General features: G+C 71.1%; 19 protein-coding genes. 11 read left to right on the top strand and 8 right to left on the bottom strand.

The window, feature by feature from the left end:
- The first annotated feature begins 78 nt into the window (after window positions 1-78).
- Both FV230_RS13640 and FV230_RS13635 read left to right on the top strand, forming a co-directional pair.
- The gene (locus FV230_RS13640; RefSeq protein ID WP_147842764.1) at window positions 79-828 is read left to right on the top strand and encodes a DUF1796 family putative cysteine peptidase; all 750 of its coding nucleotides are present in this window, start codon (window positions 79-81) and stop codon (window positions 826-828) included.
- A 257-nt stretch (window positions 829-1,085) separates the two neighbouring features.
- Window positions 1,086-2,474 (top strand): murein L,D-transpeptidase family protein, encoded by a 1,389-nt coding sequence (locus FV230_RS13635; RefSeq protein ID WP_246686597.1) that lies wholly within the window; start codon window positions 1,086-1,088, stop codon window positions 2,472-2,474.
- 79 nt (window positions 2,475-2,553) lie between these two features.
- On the opposite strand, the gene FV230_RS13630 is transcribed toward FV230_RS13635, so the two are convergent.
- Window positions 2,554-2,727, bottom strand: coding sequence for a YqaE/Pmp3 family membrane protein (locus FV230_RS13630; RefSeq protein ID WP_147728777.1), 174 nt, complete (start codon window positions 2,725-2,727; stop codon window positions 2,554-2,556).
- Window positions 2,728-2,918: 191 nt separating this feature from the next.
- On the opposite strand from FV230_RS13630, the gene FV230_RS13625 reads away from it, so the two are divergent.
- On the top strand, window positions 2,919-4,193 hold the full coding sequence (locus FV230_RS13625; protein WP_246694849.1) for a multidrug effflux MFS transporter: 1,275 nt from the start codon (window positions 2,919-2,921) through the stop codon (window positions 4,191-4,193).
- 78 nt (window positions 4,194-4,271) lie between these two features.
- Window positions 4,272-5,099, top strand: a complete 828-nt coding sequence (locus tag FV230_RS13620; protein WP_147842763.1) for a DUF1499 domain-containing protein — start codon at window positions 4,272-4,274, stop codon at window positions 5,097-5,099.
- Window positions 5,100-5,135: 36 nt separating this feature from the next.
- On the opposite strand, the gene FV230_RS13615 is transcribed toward FV230_RS13620, so the two are convergent.
- A complete protein-coding gene (locus tag FV230_RS13615) occupies window positions 5,136-6,077 on the bottom strand; it encodes an MBL fold metallo-hydrolase (protein ID WP_147842762.1) in 942 nt (313 codons plus the stop codon).
- An 85-nt stretch (window positions 6,078-6,162) separates the two neighbouring features.
- Window positions 6,163-7,083, bottom strand: coding sequence for a DUF2865 domain-containing protein (locus FV230_RS13610; protein ID WP_187275491.1), 921 nt, complete (start codon window positions 7,081-7,083; stop codon window positions 6,163-6,165).
- Between the two features lie 851 nt (window positions 7,084-7,934).
- Between FV230_RS13610 and FV230_RS13605 the strand changes: the two genes are divergently transcribed.
- Window positions 7,935-8,111: a DUF1328 domain-containing protein gene (locus FV230_RS13605; RefSeq protein WP_003599466.1), complete on the top strand. Its 177-nt coding sequence runs from the start codon at window positions 7,935-7,937 to the stop codon at window positions 8,109-8,111.
- A 67-nt stretch (window positions 8,112-8,178) separates the two neighbouring features.
- Here FV230_RS13605 and FV230_RS13600 read toward each other — a convergent pair whose 3' ends face one another.
- Entirely contained in the window at window positions 8,179-8,427 is a 249-nt protein-coding gene (locus FV230_RS13600) for a NepR family anti-sigma factor (RefSeq protein WP_187274681.1), read from the bottom strand.
- Between the two features lie 195 nt (window positions 8,428-8,622).
- On the opposite strand from FV230_RS13600, the gene FV230_RS13595 reads away from it, so the two are divergent.
- Together FV230_RS13595 and FV230_RS13590 are read left to right on the top strand one after the other, a co-directional pair.
- Window positions 8,623-9,426, top strand: a complete 804-nt coding sequence (locus FV230_RS13595; RefSeq protein WP_147727398.1) for a response regulator — start codon at window positions 8,623-8,625, stop codon at window positions 9,424-9,426.
- Between the two features lie 426 nt (window positions 9,427-9,852).
- Window positions 9,853-10,230 carry a hypothetical protein gene (locus FV230_RS13590; protein ID WP_147842760.1) on the top strand — a complete coding sequence of 126 codons (378 nt, stop codon included), beginning with the start codon at window positions 9,853-9,855 and terminating at the stop codon, window positions 10,228-10,230.
- Between the two features lie 155 nt (window positions 10,231-10,385).
- Here the strand turns inward: FV230_RS13590 and FV230_RS13585 are convergent, their stop codons facing one another.
- Window positions 10,386-10,580 carry a KGG domain-containing protein gene (locus FV230_RS13585; RefSeq protein ID WP_147727396.1) on the bottom strand — a complete coding sequence of 65 codons (195 nt, stop codon included), beginning with the start codon at window positions 10,578-10,580 and terminating at the stop codon, window positions 10,386-10,388.
- A 173-nt stretch (window positions 10,581-10,753) separates the two neighbouring features.
- On the opposite strand from FV230_RS13585, the gene FV230_RS13580 reads away from it, so the two are divergent.
- Window positions 10,754-10,966: a hypothetical protein gene (locus FV230_RS13580; protein WP_147842759.1), complete on the top strand. Its 213-nt coding sequence runs from the start codon at window positions 10,754-10,756 to the stop codon at window positions 10,964-10,966.
- A 6-nt stretch (window positions 10,967-10,972) separates the two neighbouring features.
- Here FV230_RS13580 and FV230_RS13575 read toward each other — a convergent pair whose 3' ends face one another.
- Complete coding sequence (locus FV230_RS13575; RefSeq protein ID WP_246694848.1) at window positions 10,973-11,767, bottom strand: SCO family protein; 795 nt, start codon at window positions 11,765-11,767, stop codon at window positions 10,973-10,975.
- Window positions 11,768-11,934: 167 nt separating this feature from the next.
- Here FV230_RS13575 and FV230_RS13570 point away from each other — a divergent pair, with 167 nt between their 5' ends.
- Window positions 11,935-12,378: a Crp/Fnr family transcriptional regulator gene (locus FV230_RS13570; RefSeq protein WP_147727394.1), complete on the top strand. Its 444-nt coding sequence runs from the start codon at window positions 11,935-11,937 to the stop codon at window positions 12,376-12,378.
- A 17-nt stretch (window positions 12,379-12,395) separates the two neighbouring features.
- Here FV230_RS13570 and FV230_RS13565 read toward each other — a convergent pair whose 3' ends face one another.
- A complete protein-coding gene (locus tag FV230_RS13565) occupies window positions 12,396-12,839 on the bottom strand; it encodes a VOC family protein (protein WP_147842758.1) in 444 nt (147 codons plus the stop codon).
- Window positions 12,840-13,016: 177 nt separating this feature from the next.
- Here FV230_RS13565 and FV230_RS13560 point away from each other — a divergent pair, with 177 nt between their 5' ends.
- Window positions 13,017-13,661: a L,D-transpeptidase gene (locus FV230_RS13560; protein WP_147842757.1), complete on the top strand. Its 645-nt coding sequence runs from the start codon at window positions 13,017-13,019 to the stop codon at window positions 13,659-13,661.
- A gap of 85 nt (window positions 13,662-13,746) precedes the next feature.
- Window positions 13,747-14,391: a glutathione S-transferase N-terminal domain-containing protein gene (locus FV230_RS13555; protein WP_147727391.1), complete on the top strand. Its 645-nt coding sequence runs from the start codon at window positions 13,747-13,749 to the stop codon at window positions 14,389-14,391.
- Window positions 14,392-14,407: 16 nt separating this feature from the next.
- Here FV230_RS13555 and coaBC read toward each other — a convergent pair whose 3' ends face one another.
- Window positions 14,408-15,682, bottom strand: coding sequence for a bifunctional phosphopantothenoylcysteine decarboxylase/phosphopantothenate--cysteine ligase CoaBC (gene coaBC / locus FV230_RS13550; protein ID WP_147842756.1), 1,275 nt, complete (start codon window positions 15,680-15,682; stop codon window positions 14,408-14,410).
- Window positions 15,683-15,749: the final 67 nt, after the last annotated feature.

The raw sequence follows: 15,749 nt of genomic DNA, 5'->3' as shown, positions 1-15,749 counted from the left end.
GGCCGAGTTCGACGGCGTGGCCCCCGACGAGATCCGCGACCGCCGCGCCCGCAAGTTCCTCGAGATCGGCCGGCGCCTGTGAGCCGGCCGGAACCCGGCGGCCCCTACGGCACCGGCTTCCTGCGCGGGCTCGGACGCAGGCTCGGCGGCCTGCTCGGCAGCGAGCGCGAGCCCGGCCCGGTCAACCACGTCTCCCTGGGCGCCCATTGCCAGATGGCGCACGTGCTGAAGACGCTCGGGTTGCGTACCTGGTCGGGGCCGTTCGACTGGATCTTCACCATGCCGGGGATGGTTCGCGACTGCCTCGCCGACGACTTCGCCGCGCTCCTGGATCGATCGCAGCTCGAGACCATCCCCCTGGACGAGCGGCAGGGCGAGGGCATCTGGCGCGGGCGCCACCGGCTGTATCGCGAGCGCTACGGGCTCGCATGCGTCTTCAACCACCACGACCCGGCCTCGGACGAGGCCGACTACCGCTTCCTCGCCGAAGGGGTCCGCCGCCTGCGGATCGCGCTGTCGAACCCCGTCGCCGAGAACCAATTCTGGCTGTTGACCCACCTCCACACGCCGCCCGAGGTCGCCTACGGCATTTGTGACATTTTGGCACAGCGAGGATCGGGGAACCATTTAACCTTTTTGCAGCACGTGCCGGGAAGCCCCGCGAGGCGCGTCGTGGCGGCCGAGCCGACGCGCCCCGACCTGCGCTGGCTGACGGTGGAAACCCCTTCCGCATCAGTCGGTTTGCGCCTGGCCGATCCGGTCGACGACGCGTTCCTCGTCGACCTGATCGCGGCGGAGTCGCGGCGCACCCTGCGCCCGTCCCCGTGATCCACATCGGGGCCGGTGGCGCCGAGTGGGGCGGGGGGCGGATCCTTGCGGTAACGGAGGCGTAAGCTTACCAAAGCTAGAGAGTGGGGGAGTGACGCACGACGGCTGCCGACAAGGCCCGCGCGCGGTGTGTTCGAGGACGAGGTTCCCCCATGGCTGTGCGCCGGTTCGCCGTTGCAAGTCTCCACAGAGCGTCCCGCCTGATCGCGCCCGTGGCCGTCGCGGCCGCCCTGTCCCTCGGCGGCTGCCAGGACGGGATGATCAACGGCGCCTCGACGCGCTCGCTCACGCCGATCCCGCCCCAGACCCTGTCCCTGATGCAGACCAAGGGGATGCAGCAGAGCGACCCGATCCTGATCCGCGCCTACAAGAAGGAAGCGGAGATGGAGGTGTGGAAGCGCGGGACCGACGGTCGCTACGGGCTCCTGAAGATCTATCCGATCTGCCGTTGGTCGGGCCAGCTCGGGCCCAAGCGCAAGCAGGGCGATCGCCAGGCGCCGGAGGGATTCTACACGATCACCCCGGGCCAGATGAACCCGAACTCGTCCTACTACCTTTCCTTCGACACCGGTTTCCCGAACGCCTACGACCGGGCGAACGGCAGCACCGGCAACTACCTGATGGTCCACGGCACCTGCTCGTCGGCCGGGTGCTTCGCGATGACAGACGCATCGATGTCGGAGATCTACGCGGTCGCGCGCGAGGCCTTCGCCGGCGGCCAGCGCGCGTTCCAGTTCCAGTCGTATCCGTTCCGGATGACGGCACAAAACATGGCCAAGTACCGGAACGACCCGAACGCCCCGTTTTGGCGCAACCTCAAGGAAGGCGCCGACTATTTCGAAGCCCTGCGCGACGAGCCGAAGGTCGGGGTGTGCGGCACCAAGTACGTATTCGGCGGCGCGGATGCCGCCGCCGGCTCGTGCACGCCGAAGGTCGATCCGCTCGTCGCCGAGAAGCGCACCCACGACAACCAGGAGATCGCCGAGCTCGTCGCCAAGGGCACGCCGGCGACGCGGGTGGTCTACGACGACGGCGGCGGCAACCCGGTGTTCCGCGCCGAGCAGACCACCGCCTTCGCCAACCTCGGCGGCACCGAGACCGAGCTGCCCTACAGCGCCAAGGATTACGGCCGACACAACCTCGGCGACGTCAGCCGGCCGGAGAGCCTGGCTGCCGGCCCGCGCGAGATCGAGGTCGACGCCAAGGGCCGTCCGGTGATGCTCGCCGCCGCGCCCGAGGCGCCGATCCCGACCAAGGCCGCGGCGTCAGCCCTCGCCAAGGGCGGCAAGGCGGATGCGGGCAAGCCCGGCACGGCCAAGCCCGACGCGATGAAGCCCGGCACGCGGACGCTGATGGCCAAGCAGCCCGACCCCAGCGACGATGGGGTCAAGGAAGCCGCGAAGGCCAAGCCGGCGCGGATCACGGTCGCCGGCGCTGACGACGATCCGAGCACCTACCGGACGCTGCTCGGCAAGGTCTTCGACAAGGACGCGACGCCGACACCCGCGACGCCGACGGCGGACGCGGTCGTCGCCGAGCCGGTGAAGGTCGCCGCGCAGACCGTCAAGGTGGCTCACGCCGCGCCGCGCCCAGTGCGCAAGGTGACGACGACCGCGCTTCGGACGGACAAGCCCGAGAAGCCCTGACCGATCGCGACGCGCTCGGTCGAACGAAGACAGCCGCCGGTCGCGCGACCGGCGGCTGTCTTCGTTTCGGCGATGCCGCTCAGAGCAGAGGGCGGTCGCGGTTCATCAGCCAGAGCGCGTGGATCATGCCGGGCAGGCCGAACATCAGCGTTAGGACGATATTGAGGAGGAACTGCAGGCCGATGCCGTTGGTCACGAGCACGGCGATCGGCGGCAGGAAGATCGCGAGAAGGATGCGGACGAGCGTCGACACGGGAACTCCGGGTATGCAGCGAGTGTTGGCGATGCAACGAAGCTAGGCCGTTTCCGTTCCAGCAGCCGGCGGGGGATCTCCTCGGCGTCCCGTGCATGCGCCGGCCACATCCCCGCCGCGAACCGCCCCGATGAGGCGGCCCGTGCGGCCCTTCCCGTCGGAGGTGTTCCCGCGCCGCCAAGGGCGTTCCCGTGACAGCACCGATCCGGCCCCATCCGCCCGAAGGCCAGGCGATCCCGCGCGCGCGTCCCTGGACCGGGCCGGGCTTCGTCGAGTTCGTGGCGATCGTCGCGCTGATGATGGCGGTCACCGCGATCTCGATCGACAACCTGCTGCCGGCCTTCCCGGCGATCCAGGCCCGTTTCGGCGTCGTCGACCCGAACCACCTGCAGTGGCTGATCTACGTCTACATGATCGGCTTCGGCTCGGCCCAGATCGTCTACGGCCCGGTCTCCGACGCCCTCGGGCGACGTCCCGTGCTGATCGGCAGCCTGCTGGTCTACGTCGCCGGAACCCTGCTCGCGATGGTCGCGCCGTCGTTCGGATGGCTGCTCGCCGCCCGCGTGATCCAGGGGCTCGGCGCGGCCGGCGGCCGGGTGCTCTCGACCACGATCGTGCGCGACCGCTTCGCCGGGCGCGAGATGGCGAGCGTGATGTCCTTCACCATGATGGTGTTCCTGATCGTGCCGATGATCGCGCCGGCGATCGGCGGGGCGATGCTCGCGCTCGGCTCTTGGACCTACGTCTTCGTCTCGATGCTCGCGCTCGCGGGGCTGCTCGCGCTCTGGTTCCTAGCGCGCATGCCCGAGACGCTGCATCCGGAATACCGCCGGCCGCTCTCCTTCGCCGCGACGGGGCAGGCCCTGCGGACCACGCTCGGCTGTCGCGTCGCGATCGGCTACGCCACCGCCCTCGGCCTGCTCACCGGCTGCATCATGGGCTATGTCGGCTCGGCCCAGCAGGTGTTCGACACCGGGCTCTACCACCTCGGCGCGCTGTTCCCCCTGGCCTTCGGGCTGGTCGCGGGCGCCATGGGCGCGGCGACCCTGGTCAACGCCCGGGTGGTGGGCCGCCTCGGGATGCGGGCGCTGTCGCATGCGGGGCTGACGGCCTTCGTCGCGGTGGCGCTCGGGCAGGTCGCGATCGGGCTCGCCTATGGCGGGCACCCGCCGCTGGCGCTGTTCCTCGCGGTGCTCGCCGGCAACCAGTTCCTGATCAGCTTCGCGATGCCGAACTTCAACGCGCTCGCCCTGCAGCCGCTCGGCGCGATCGCCGGCACGGCCTCCTCGTTCCTCGGGTTCTACACGACGATCCTCGGCGCGCTCTGCGGCTTCGCGATCGGCCAGTGCTTCGACGGCACGACCCTGCCGATCGCCTTCGGCTATGCCGGGCTCGGCGCGGCCGCGCTCCTCGTGGTGGCGTGGACCGAGCGCGGACGCCTGTTCCGCGGCGGCGTTTCCGGTTGAGCGCGGGGGCGACTTAACCCGGTCTTCAGCGGTGCGGACGACGATGCCGTCCTCGCCTCAGACCACCGGAGACCACGCGTGATCGCCCGAGCCCAGGACGGACTGCTTCTCGCCGCGCGCCTTCTGCTGGCGGCCGCGCTGCTGCCGACCGGCATCGCCCGCGCCCTCAACGTCTCCGGTTTCGCGCTGACGCTGGCCGGCGCCGGCGTGCCGGCCCCGAACGCGGTGGCGACGCTCGCCGTCGTCGTGCAGGTGTTCGGGCCGCTCGCGCTGATCGTCGGCGTGCTGCCGCGGATCACCGGCGTCGCGCTCGCCGGGTTCGCCTTCGTCCGGGTCTGGCGGGAAGGCGCCCGCGGCCTCGGTGCGGCGCTCGGCGGGCTGGTTCTCGCGATGCTGGTGCTCGCCTACCCGGCCTACGCGGCGCTGCGGGGCTTCCGGCTGCCGGCGCTGACCGACGTGACCACCGACATCGACAACCCTCCGGCCTTCTCGCGCTCGCGCGCAGCGTTCGCCGCCCGGAACGGGCGCTACCCCGCCGATCCCGACCTCCCGACCCGCGAACGGCAGCGCGCCGCCTATCCGCAGATCGCGCCGCTGACCCTCGACATCGACGCCGACGAGGCGTTCGAGCTGGCGCGCAAGGCGGCGGTGAATCGCAAGTGGCAGATCGTCGAGGCGATCCGCCCCGGCGGGCGGACCGGCAACGGCCGGATCGAGGCGGTCTCGCGCAGCCTCATCCTCAACCTGCCCGACGACGTCACCATCCGCGTCCGGCCGCGTGCCGACGGCGCCCGCATCGACGTCCGCTCCGCCTCGCGGCTGGGCACGCGCGATTTCGGCGTCAACGCTGACCGCATCCGGGCCTATCTCGACGAGGTCGCGAACCTCGCGCTCGCCGTGAAGTAGCGTCGGGCGGCCGCACGCGGCGGGCGGTCTCGCGCCTCAGCCGGCCGGCGAGGAGCCCGGTGCGAAGATCCCGTCGAGGCGCGGCGCGCCCTGCGTCGCCACCAGCCCGCGCGCGACGAGATCCTCGAGGTGGGCGAACACCGACAGCGCCGCCGCGCCGCGCAGGCGCGGATCGAGGTTCTGGTACGTGGCCGCGACGATCGCCGGGATGGTGTCGTCGCCGGCGGCGATGCGCGCGCGGATCGAGGCCTCGCGGTGGCGGCGGTGGTTGGCCAACCCGCGCACGAAGCGCCGGGGATCGCGCACCGGGCCGCCATGGCCCGGCCAGTAGATGGTCTCGTCGCGGCCCCTGAGCTTGTCGAGCGAATCCATGTAGGCGCGCATCGAACCGTCCGGCGGCGCGACGATGCTGGTCGACCATGCCATGACGTGATCGCCGGAGAACAAGGCCGCCTCCTCCGGCAGGGCGAAGGCGAGGTGGTTCATGGTGTGGCCGGGCGTCTCGACCGCGACGAGGGTCCAGCCTTCGCCGGAGAGCGCATCGCCCTCGTGCATCGGCCGGTCGGGGACGTGGTCGCGGTCGGCGGCGGCATCGAGATGGCCGATCTCGCCGGCGCCGAGCGCGCGGGCGGCCCGATGCGGCAGGCAGCCGGCGATCGGCGCGCCGGTGCGTGCCTGCAGCAGGCGGGCGCCGGGCGAGTGGTCGCGATGGGTGTGGGTGACGACGATCGCCGCCACCGACTCTTGGCCGAGATCGGCGAGCAGGGCCTCGACGTGGCCGGCATCGGCCGGCCCCGGATCGATCACCGCGACGCGTCCGTGCCCGACGACGTAGGTGCAGGTCCCGCTCGCGGTGAACGGGCCGCCGTTCGGCGCGACCCGGCGGCGGACGAGGGGGCTCAACGTTTCCAGGCGGCCGCTCGCGGGCATCACCGTGTCGAAGTCGGGCGCATCGGTACCGGCATCCGTGTCCGCCATCCGAGGCTCCTTCCGATCCCGACCGGCGCGGTCGGCCCGGAGCTACGCGAACGCGCGGCGGCGGACAATCCGAAGCGCGAGGACGTCAACGGAACGGGGAGGGCGTGACCACGCGGATCGGGTTCTGGTTGATCGCGGCGCGCTCGGGGATGCGGAAGCCGTCGCCGACCGAGGCGACCTGGACGAGGCTCGCCCGCTCGGCCGTGCGCAGCGTCCGGCGGAAGGCGTGCGCCTCGGCGTCGCGGCGGATCGCGCCAACCTTCGCCTCGATCCGCCGGCTCTGGACCCGCGTGATCGCGGCCTGCCGGAAGTCGACCAGGGCGACAGAGCCCGACCGGTTTCGCGTCACCACGTCGGCGCTGTCGCGGGTGGCGACGACGTCGCCCTTGCGCAGGGTGAGATCGCCGGCGAGCGGCAGGGGCGGGGTGCCGGGCGCGGCCTGGCAGGAACAGTTCTCGACGCGCCGCTGGCGGTAGATGTTGGCCAGAGCCGAGGCCCGGTAGGGCAGGCCCTGCGGGCTGATCGCGCGGTCGAGCTCGGTCTCGCGGGCGCCGAGGGTGTAGACGTTCGTCGGCGCCCCCGGGCAGGCGGCGGCGCAGGCCGCCTCGTGCACCGGCATGTCGGCCCGTGCCCCGAGATTGCCGAGGGGGAAGAGATAGCCGTCGCACATCCGCACGCAGACGGTGCGACGCCCGGTCGAGGCGACGGCGACCCGCGTCACGCGCTCCGCGCGGGCCCGCTTGCGACGCGACCGGGCGGGCGAGAGGTCGGCCACGGGACGCGGGGTATGGTAGACCGGGCGCGAATAGCCGAGGCGGCGGCCGTCGGGCAGGTTGGCGTAGCGGCCGGGGCGGTGCGCCGGCGGCGCGGGCTGCGGCCGGGCGGGTGCGAAGAGTTCCTGGAAGAAGTCGAGCAGGCCGCCGCGCTCGGAGGCCTGGACGAGGCTCGATCCGATCGTGACGCTGCCGAGCCCGAGGATCAGCCCCGCCGCGGCGGTCCCGATCATCTGCCGCCGCGTTCCCCCGGAGCCGTAAAACCTCTGCCAGCGCGCCCAGAACGCCATGTCTCGTCAGGTCCCAGCCCATGCGGCATGCCGGCCCGGCGGTGGCCTGGGCGAGCGAGGCCGACTTAAAGGTTCGTTAAGCGGGGCGGCAAGTGCGGAAGACAACCGACACGATCATAACATCGCAGCGATCAGGCACAGGTATTGGCCCCTCGAGCGGCCTATTATGAGGACACCAGCCGGCGGCTTGACTTGGCGGACCTGTCGCGAGGCCGTGCTCGTCGGCTTTGCCCGGTGGGCGGTGCGCGGCACGTTCGAGCCTCCGCCGCGGGAATCCGGTGGACGGCGCATGAAAAAAGCCGCCCCGGAGGGCGGCTTGCTCAGCGACGGATCGACTCCGGCGGCGATCAATGCCGATGAGCGGGACCGTTCGGTCGGACCCGGATCGGAACCAGGCGCGGCTCGGGCCTCGGGGCCAGCGCACCCAGGACCTCCTCGACGCCGCGTGCCGCCGCACCTGCGGCGGAGCTGACGATATCGGTGAGGCGCTGGACGAGGGCGGACGCTTTTCTCATCGCTGTTCTCTGGTTTCGGACCTGGACTGAGGAACGCCGTTCGGAACGGCTCCGTTCCGGCTGCGGCCTCGTGTCCAACGAAGAGCAATATGGCGTGACATGCGCACCGGCGCGAGGGGGCGGGCGACGATTTCGGCGATCGATCGGCACCGGATCCGAGGCGCTCGATTTTTCGTGTGTGCAGGCATTCGAAGCGGCGGAACCGAAACAACGACTTGACGTTTGGGATGTCAGAAGGTCGCGGCCAAGCCCGCGTCCATGTTGTCAAGGATAACGCAGATGCTCGGTTGGGCCGTTACGTTCCTCGTCGTGGCCCTCGTGGCCGCTCTGCTCGGCTTCGGTGGCATCGCCGGCACGGCGATGGAAGCCGCCAAGCTGGTGTTCTTCGTCGCGATCGTGCTGTTCGCCATCTCGGCCGTGATCGGCCTGATGCGCGGCCGCTCGCCCACGCTCTGACGCCGAACTCGCGTCCTGCGGGCGCTTCACGCGCCACAGGAACTGCAGAAGATGGAGCCGGAGCGCCTCAGGGCGACTTCGGCTCCTTTGCATCGAGACGCTCGATGAGCTCGCGAAATCGATCCGGGACGGGTTGCTGGACGAGTCCGTCGTAGAGGCAGCGGAGGTTGTGGCCGATGCGCGCCTGGGCCTGGTCGCTGAGGCGCGACGATCCATGCTCGCGCTTCTCGGCCCTCGAGCCCGCGGGCCCCGATTCCCCGACGGGCCTCAGGCCGGCATTGCCGATCGGCCTCCCCGCCTTCGCAGCGTCGGTCATCCTCACGTCCCCCGGTGCCGTTCGCGGCATCTGTGCATGAGGCACGCGCGCATTGTCTTGCCGCGCGACATACGCCATGGCTGCACCAGCAACGCCTCCGGCCAGAAGCGGTTCCGCGCCCTGCCGGAACGGAGTCGGATGCCCCGCGTTGGGGCGGCAGGTTGAATAGCAGGCCGACAAGGCACAGGGGATCGTATGTCGACATCGCAACTCGTGGTGCAGCACCTGCCGTACCTGCGGCGCTACGCGCGCGCGTTGACGGGCAGCCAGGTGGCGGGCGACGCCTACGTCGCGGCAACTCTGGAGACGCTGGTCAACGAGCCGGATACGCTCGGCCGCAGCACGAACGTGAAGGCCGACCTGTTCCGGGTGTTCACCCGCATCTGGAATTCGCTCTCGGTGAACGGCCGCAGCGAACAGGTGCAGCACGATCTCCCCGCCGAGGTGCGGCTCGGCCAGATCACGCCGCTGCCGCGCCAGGCCTTCCTGCTCTCCTGCCTCGAAGGCTTCTCGGAGGAGGACGCGGCGATCATCCTCGACGTCGACGTCAGCCAGGTGCGCGACCTGGTCGACGAGGCGGGACGCGAGCTCGCCGCGGACATGGCCACCGACATCCTCATCATCGAGGACGAGCCGCTGATCGCGATGGACCTCGAAGCGCTGGTCGAGGGCCTGGGCCACAACGTCATCGGCGTCGCCCGCACGCGCACCGAGGCCGTCAAGATCGCCTCCGAAAGCAAGCGCCCGGGCCTGATCCTTGCCGACATCCAGCTCGCGGACGGCTCGTCCGGCCTCGATGCCGTCAACGACCTGCTGAAGACCTTCGAGGTCCCGGTGATCTTCATCACCGCCTACCCGGAGCGATTCCTCACGGGCGAGCGCCCGGAGCCGGCCTTCCTCATCGCCAAGCCGTTCCAGCCCGCCAACGTCTCCGCTGTCATCAGCCAGGCGCTGTTCTTCCAGCAGACGGCACGCCGGCGTGAAGCCAAGTCGGCCTGACCGCGAGGCGGTCCGCAACCGCCTCCGCACCAATCCGCAGAACGAAAGAAACCCCGGCGACGAGCCGGGGTTTTTTGTTGCCAGCCAAGAACATCGGTCCAGGCATAAAAAAAACGGGCCGGAGAAATCTCCGACCCGTGGATGAGGTTCCAGCCGATGCACAAGGGGAATGCGGGGAGGACCAGGTGGCCGGGTGCTCGATCAACGGGCGTGCGCGAACCAGGTTCCGGGCGCGAACCGTTTTTCGACGCCTGTGGCGTCCGCGCCACTCCGAGTCACTGTGGACAAGGTTCCTCGTGCCCGGCACCGCCACGAGAAACTGTTGCCGAATACTGATTTCGTCAAAAGCGAGGCCGTGACGGAACCGGATCATGGAAGACGCGTTTTCCGTTCATCCTGTCAAGCTCCCATTCGGAGACCACGACGATGCTTCGGTCAGGCTTCCTTCTCGGCGTGAGCGCACCGGCCGCCATCCTGACGTTGCTCGTCCACCCGATGGTCCAGGCGAGCGCGGACCAATGGGTCCCCACGACCACGGTCGCCGCCCCCGGTCCGGCCGCATTCGAAACCCGCCCCCTGCCGGGCATGCGCCCGGTCTCGATCGCGATCCGGCCGAGCCGGGTGGCGAGCATGCAATCCGAGCCGAACCGCGCCGTCCCGGCCGCATCGGACACGGCGCAGGAGATGGGAACCAAGCCGCCGCTCAAGCCGCGTCGGATGATGCGCGAGGGCTGCGAGGCGGCGCTCAGCTCGCTAGTCGGCCCCGAAGCCCGCCGCATGATCCCCGGCCGCTGCATCTCCTGAGGCGACACCGATCAACCTACCGGCTTACGGTGCACGACGCGAAGGCCCGCTCCATGTTCTGGGGCGGGCCTTCGCGTTTTGCGGCATGGAGGCGGACATAAAAAAGGCGCCTGCCCGGCGAAGGGCAGACGCCGCGCGTCTCGAAGGGCGGTCGATCACTCGGCGCCGTCGCGGCCCGTACCGGTGGCCTGACCGCCCTTGCGGCCGGCCGTCGAGGCCAGTTCGCGGTCCTGCGAGAACGAACGCTTCTCAGCCGGCACGCTGCGGCCACCCTTGCTGGCGATCTCGCGCTGGCGCTCGAGATCCATCGACGCAAAACCTCGCTTCGAGGTTGAATTACCGGATGCCATCAGCTCCTCCTCAGGCTTCTCTTCACCCTTTCACAACCTTCGCCAGTATCCGAAGGTTCCTCTCACGCTTCCGCGACAAGCTTAGCCGCAACCACGTCGGTGCGCTGGCGTTGGAAGACAGCGGTGGGGCAAACGACAATTCAGCGCCTGCGTCGAACGAGGTTTTTTCGAGCATGACGAATCGCGAGATGGTCTCCAGTGCGGCCAAGGTTTCGCCGGAGGCCGCGCCGAAGCCGAACACCGCGGCGCTTCCGCCGATGCCCGCGGACGAGGGCAGCGCGACGCCGACGACGCAGGTCGAGCCGATCGATTCGCCCCAACCGAACGCCAGCGCCGGCCGCGAGCCGCCGAGCGCCGAGAAATCCGGCTTGGCGACGAAGCGCTGAGCGGCCTCAGGCCTGCCGGGGCCGGCGGCTGAGCAGGACGATCCCGATCGCCATCGCGAGGATCGTCCCGGCGGCGGCGAAACTGAGGACGCGGCGGATCATCGGCGTGTAGACGCCGGTCGCGGCATCGTACCCGTAGCAGAGCAGGACGAGGCGGTCGGCGAGGCTGCCGGTCCGGCCCTCGCCGGCCTCCACGAGGGCGAGCCGCAGGTCGCTGCCGTTCAGCGCCAGCGGCGACAGGACGCGGGCGACGCGGCCGTCGCCGGTGAGCAGGATCGCGGCGGCGGGGTGTGCGAAGCTGTCGGTGCCGGCGTCGTAGACGAAACGGTAGCCGAGCGCCTGCGTCAGCCGATCGACGGCGGCGGCGTCGCCCACCAGCGCGGCCGCCTGCGCCGAAAGCCCCGGGTTCCCGAGCTCGGTGTCGAGCATGTGCCGCGCCGCGGCCGCGTCGTCGCGCGGGTCGATCCCGACGAGGACGAGGCTGACGTCGCGGCCGGCGACGAGGCCGGTTGCGGCCAAGGCCGCGCCGGACATCGTCAGCATCGGGTCGCAGACGTTGCCGCAGGTGTAGTCCACCGGCAGCAGCAGGGTCGGCCGGCCGCCGAGCGCCTTGCCCAGCGTGGTCGGCCGGTCGCCCGCGGCATCGTTCCAGGCCAGATCGAGGGGAACACGGGCGCCCGGAGGCGGCACGACCGCGACGCGCGCGAGCTCGGTCCGGTTCAGGCGGGCGGCGGCCGGCGTGGCGGCGAACGCGATCCCGACGAGAAGCGCGGCGAAGCGAGGATGGCGGGCGCGGCGCATGGCACCTCCGGTGGGGGCCTGCATGCCCGATCGCGTTCGACGGGGCATCCGGGGCACGCCGTCGCAGCGTGCCGCCGGGACGGGAGGGCTGGACAAGATCGCCGCAAGCCGCATGGATGAGGCGGCCGGCGCCATCACGAGATCCGGCGCGGTGCGGAGTTCCACCCATGACCCTCGATACGGAGGTTACCTCCCTTCGGCAGGTGCCGCTGTTCCGCGAGGTCGAGCCGTCGCGGCTGAAGCTGCTCGCCTTCACCAGCGAGCGGGTGCATTTCGAGGCGGGCCAGCAATTCTTCACCCGCGGCGACGTCGCGGATGCCGCCTACCTCATCCTAGAGGGCAGCGCCGCCGTGACCATCGACGGGGCCGCGGGGCCGGTGCGTCTCGCCCTGCTCGGGGCCAACGCCCTAGTCGGCGAGATGGGCATTCTGGCCGACCAGCCGCGCTCGGCCACCGTCACGGCCGAAACGGCGGCCACCGCCCTGCGCATCGACCGCGGCGTGTTCCTCGAGCTGCTGGCGCAGTTTCCCCAGATCAGCATCGCGCTGATGCGCGAGCTGGCCCTGCGCCTCGAGCAGACGAACCAGGCGCTCGCGCAGAGCCGCGCCTGAGATCGCGCGATCGGGCGTCACGGCGCCGGGTAGGTGATGAACTCCATCAGCGATCCGTCCGGATCGCGGAAGTAGATGCTGGTCCCGGGCCCGGCCGCGCCGTGGCGCTCCACCGGGCCGAGCTCGACGGGGACGCCGTGGGCGGCCAGGTGCGCCATCGCCTCCTCGATCGTGCCGGACCAGCGGAAGCACAGGTCGCTGCCGCCCGGCATCACCGGCTTCTCGGCGAGCGGCTCCGGGGACAGCCCGGGGCCGTGGCAGTTCAGCTGCACCCCGCCGAGCCGGTACGCGAAGCCCGCGCCGGCCGAGACGATCTCGGCGCCGACCACGTCGCCGTAGAAGGCGTTCGCGCGCGTCCAGTCGCTGACGTGGATCACGCAATGGTCGAGATGGATCGCCGGGCGCAGCGGCGTCTCGGGCAATGCGCCTTGCATCTCGGGAAGGGTGAGCGTGTCGGCCATGATGCGCCTCGTCTCGGAACCGATGCGGGAGAGTTAGGGCGCAACCCACGGCCGAACGAGGCGAAATCCGGGCAATCGTGCCGGGCGCTTCATCCAACCTGAGACGCAAAAGTCACATCGTGGGGGGCGGCGAGGCGGTAGGCATGATCCGAACGCTTCTTCGCCTCGTGAGGCCCCATGCCCCTCCGCCGGATCCTCCTCGCTGCGGTCCTCATCGCGCCGCTCGCAGCCTGCAACCAGCGCGGGCCCGTGAATCTCGCCGCCAACGACGAGGAGGCGGCGTGGTATGTCGGCTCGATGCCCGACAAGCCGTTCGACGTGCCGCTGGTCGACACCAACCGCCTCGATCCGAAGTACCGCCGGCAGGTCGTGAGCTATTCCGGCCCCGAGCGGCCGGGCACCATCGTCGTTGACATCGACAAGCGCCAGCTCGCCCTCGTCCAGGCCAACGGCACGGCGATGCAGTACGGCGTCGGCGTGGGCAAGCTCGGCTTCTCGTGGAAGGGCGAGGCCCGGGTCGGCCGCAAGGGCGTCTGGCCGGACTGGAGCCCGACCACGACCATGGTCGCCCTCCATCCGGAGATCGACCGCCAGCGCAAGGGCGGCGTCGACAACCCGCTCGGCGCCCGCGCGCTCTACCTCTACCAGGGCAACCGCGACATCCTGTTCCGCATCCACGGCACCAACGAGCCCTGGAGCATCGGCGAGCAGATGTCGTCGGGCTGCGTCCGCATGCTCAACGAGGACATCGTCGACCTCTACGAGCGCGTGCCGGTGGGGACGCAGGTGCTGATCAAGCGCAACGGCAAGTACCGGGTCTGAGCCGATCCGGTCCGAACGGCCGGCTTGACCGGAGCCGGCCTCCGGCAGAGCGTGCGCCCGAAGCGTTCAGGCCCCGGAGACGACGATGCCGACCACGACCGACGGACTCGTCCTGCACCACGCGCCGAACACCCGCTCGACGGGCGTGCGGGTGCTGCTCGAGGAACTTAACGCGCCGCACGAGCTGCACGTCATCAACCTCAAGGCGGGCGAGCAGCAGGGCAGCGCGCACCTCGCCGTCAATCCGATGGGCAAGGTCCCGGCGATCCGCCACGGCGGCGCGACGGTGGCCGAGCAGGCCGCCTGCTACCTCTACCTCGCGGACCTGTTTCCCGAGGCCGGCCTCGCGCCCGGCACGACCGATCCGGCCCGCGGCGCCTACCTGCGCTGGATGGTCTTCTACGGCTCGTGCTTCGAGCCGGCCGTGATCGACCGGGCGATGGAGCGCGCGCCGCCGCCCCGGATGATGTCGGCCTACGGCGATTACGACACGGTGCTGGCCCAGGTGCTCGCGATGCTGACGCCCGGCCCCTGGATCCTCGGCGAGCGCTTCTCCGCCGCCGACGTCCTATGGGGCTCGGCGCTCGGCTGGACCACCGCGTTCAAGCTCGTCCCCGAGGAGCCGGCGATCATGGCCTACCTCGCGCGCTTCCGGGCGCGTCCGGCCTACCAGGCGATCGCCGCCGACGACGCGCGCCTCGCAGCGGCGCAGCAGGCGGCGGCAGGGTAGGGCACCCGAACCGGCCCTAACCCCGAAGCAACTCCGAAAACCGTGCCACCAGCCGGCGCGCGACCTCGTCCTTGTCGAGCGTCGGCCAGGTCTCGACCGACCCGTCGCGCACGATCAGGTGGACCGTGTTGGTCGCGCCGCCCATCACGCCGCCCGCAGCCGAGACGTCGTTGGCGACGATCAGGTCGCAGCCCTTTCGGGCGATCTTCGCCTGGGCGTGCGCGATCACCGTGTCGGTCTCGGCGGCGAAGCCGACGACGAGGGCGGGGCGGTTCTCCGTCCGTCCGGCGATGGTGGCGAGGATGTCGGGGTTCTCGACCAGCGTCAGCGGGGCGGGCGCCGCGCCGGCCTTCTTGATCTTGGAGCCGGTCTCGGTGGCGGGCCGCCAGTCGGCGACCGCGGCCGTGAACACCGCGATGCTGGCGGGAAGCGCCGCCTCGACCGCCGCCAGCATCTCGCGCGCGGTCTCGACCCGCACCACGGCGACGCCCTCGGGATCGGGGATCGCCACCGGCCCGGAGACCAGCGTGACCGTCGCGCCGGCGGCGGCGGCAGCGGCGGCGATGGCGTGGCCCTGGCGCCCCGACGAGCGGTTGGCGATGAACCGCACCGGGTCGATCGGCTCATGGGTCGGCCCGGAGGTGACGAGCACGCGGCGGCCGACGAGCGGCCCAGCGGCCTTGGCGCGACCCGCGAGGAAGCCGAACCCGGCGGTCTTCGCCTCGGCCTCCCCAAGCATCGCGGCCGCGGCGTCGGCGATCTCGGCCGGCTCGGCCATGCGGCCCGGCCCTGTCTCGGGCTCGGCCATCGGGCCGGCATTGGGGCCGACGACCCGGACGCCGTCGGCGAGCAGCGTCGCGAGGTTGCGCCGCGTTGCGGGATGCGCCCACATCGCCACGTTCATCGCCGGCGCGATCAGGATCGGCAGGGTGGTGGCGAGCAGCACCGTGGAGGCGAGGTCGGGGGCGTGGCCGGTGGCCATCCGCGCCATCAGGTTGGCGGTGGCCGGCGCCACCACCACCGCGTCGGCGTCCCGGGCCAGCTTGATATGGCCGATCTCCGCCTCGTCGGCCCGGTCGAACAGGTCGGTATGGGCGGGCTGGCCGGCGAGCGCCGCGGCCGCGAGCGGGGTGACGAATTCCTGCGCGCCCTTGGTCAGCAGCGGTCGGACGGAGGCGCCGCGCTCGCGCAGGCGGCGGATCAGGTCGAGCGCCTTGTAGGCCGCGATGCCCCCGCCGATGACGAGGAGGATGCGCCGGTTCGCGAGCGGCAACGTGGGGGCTGCGGTCATGGCAGAAGGAGTGCCGGTGCGGGGCGGGCCGCGTCAATCCCGGCCGCGGCCCGCGCTCTCGCCGCGC

The organism is Methylobacterium sp. WL6, from assembly GCF_008040095.1.
GTDB lineage: Bacteria > Pseudomonadota > Alphaproteobacteria > Rhizobiales > Beijerinckiaceae > Methylobacterium.
The sequence above is the reverse complement of the archived record's forward strand: the minus strand, read 5'-3'. Positions and strand labels throughout refer to the sequence as shown.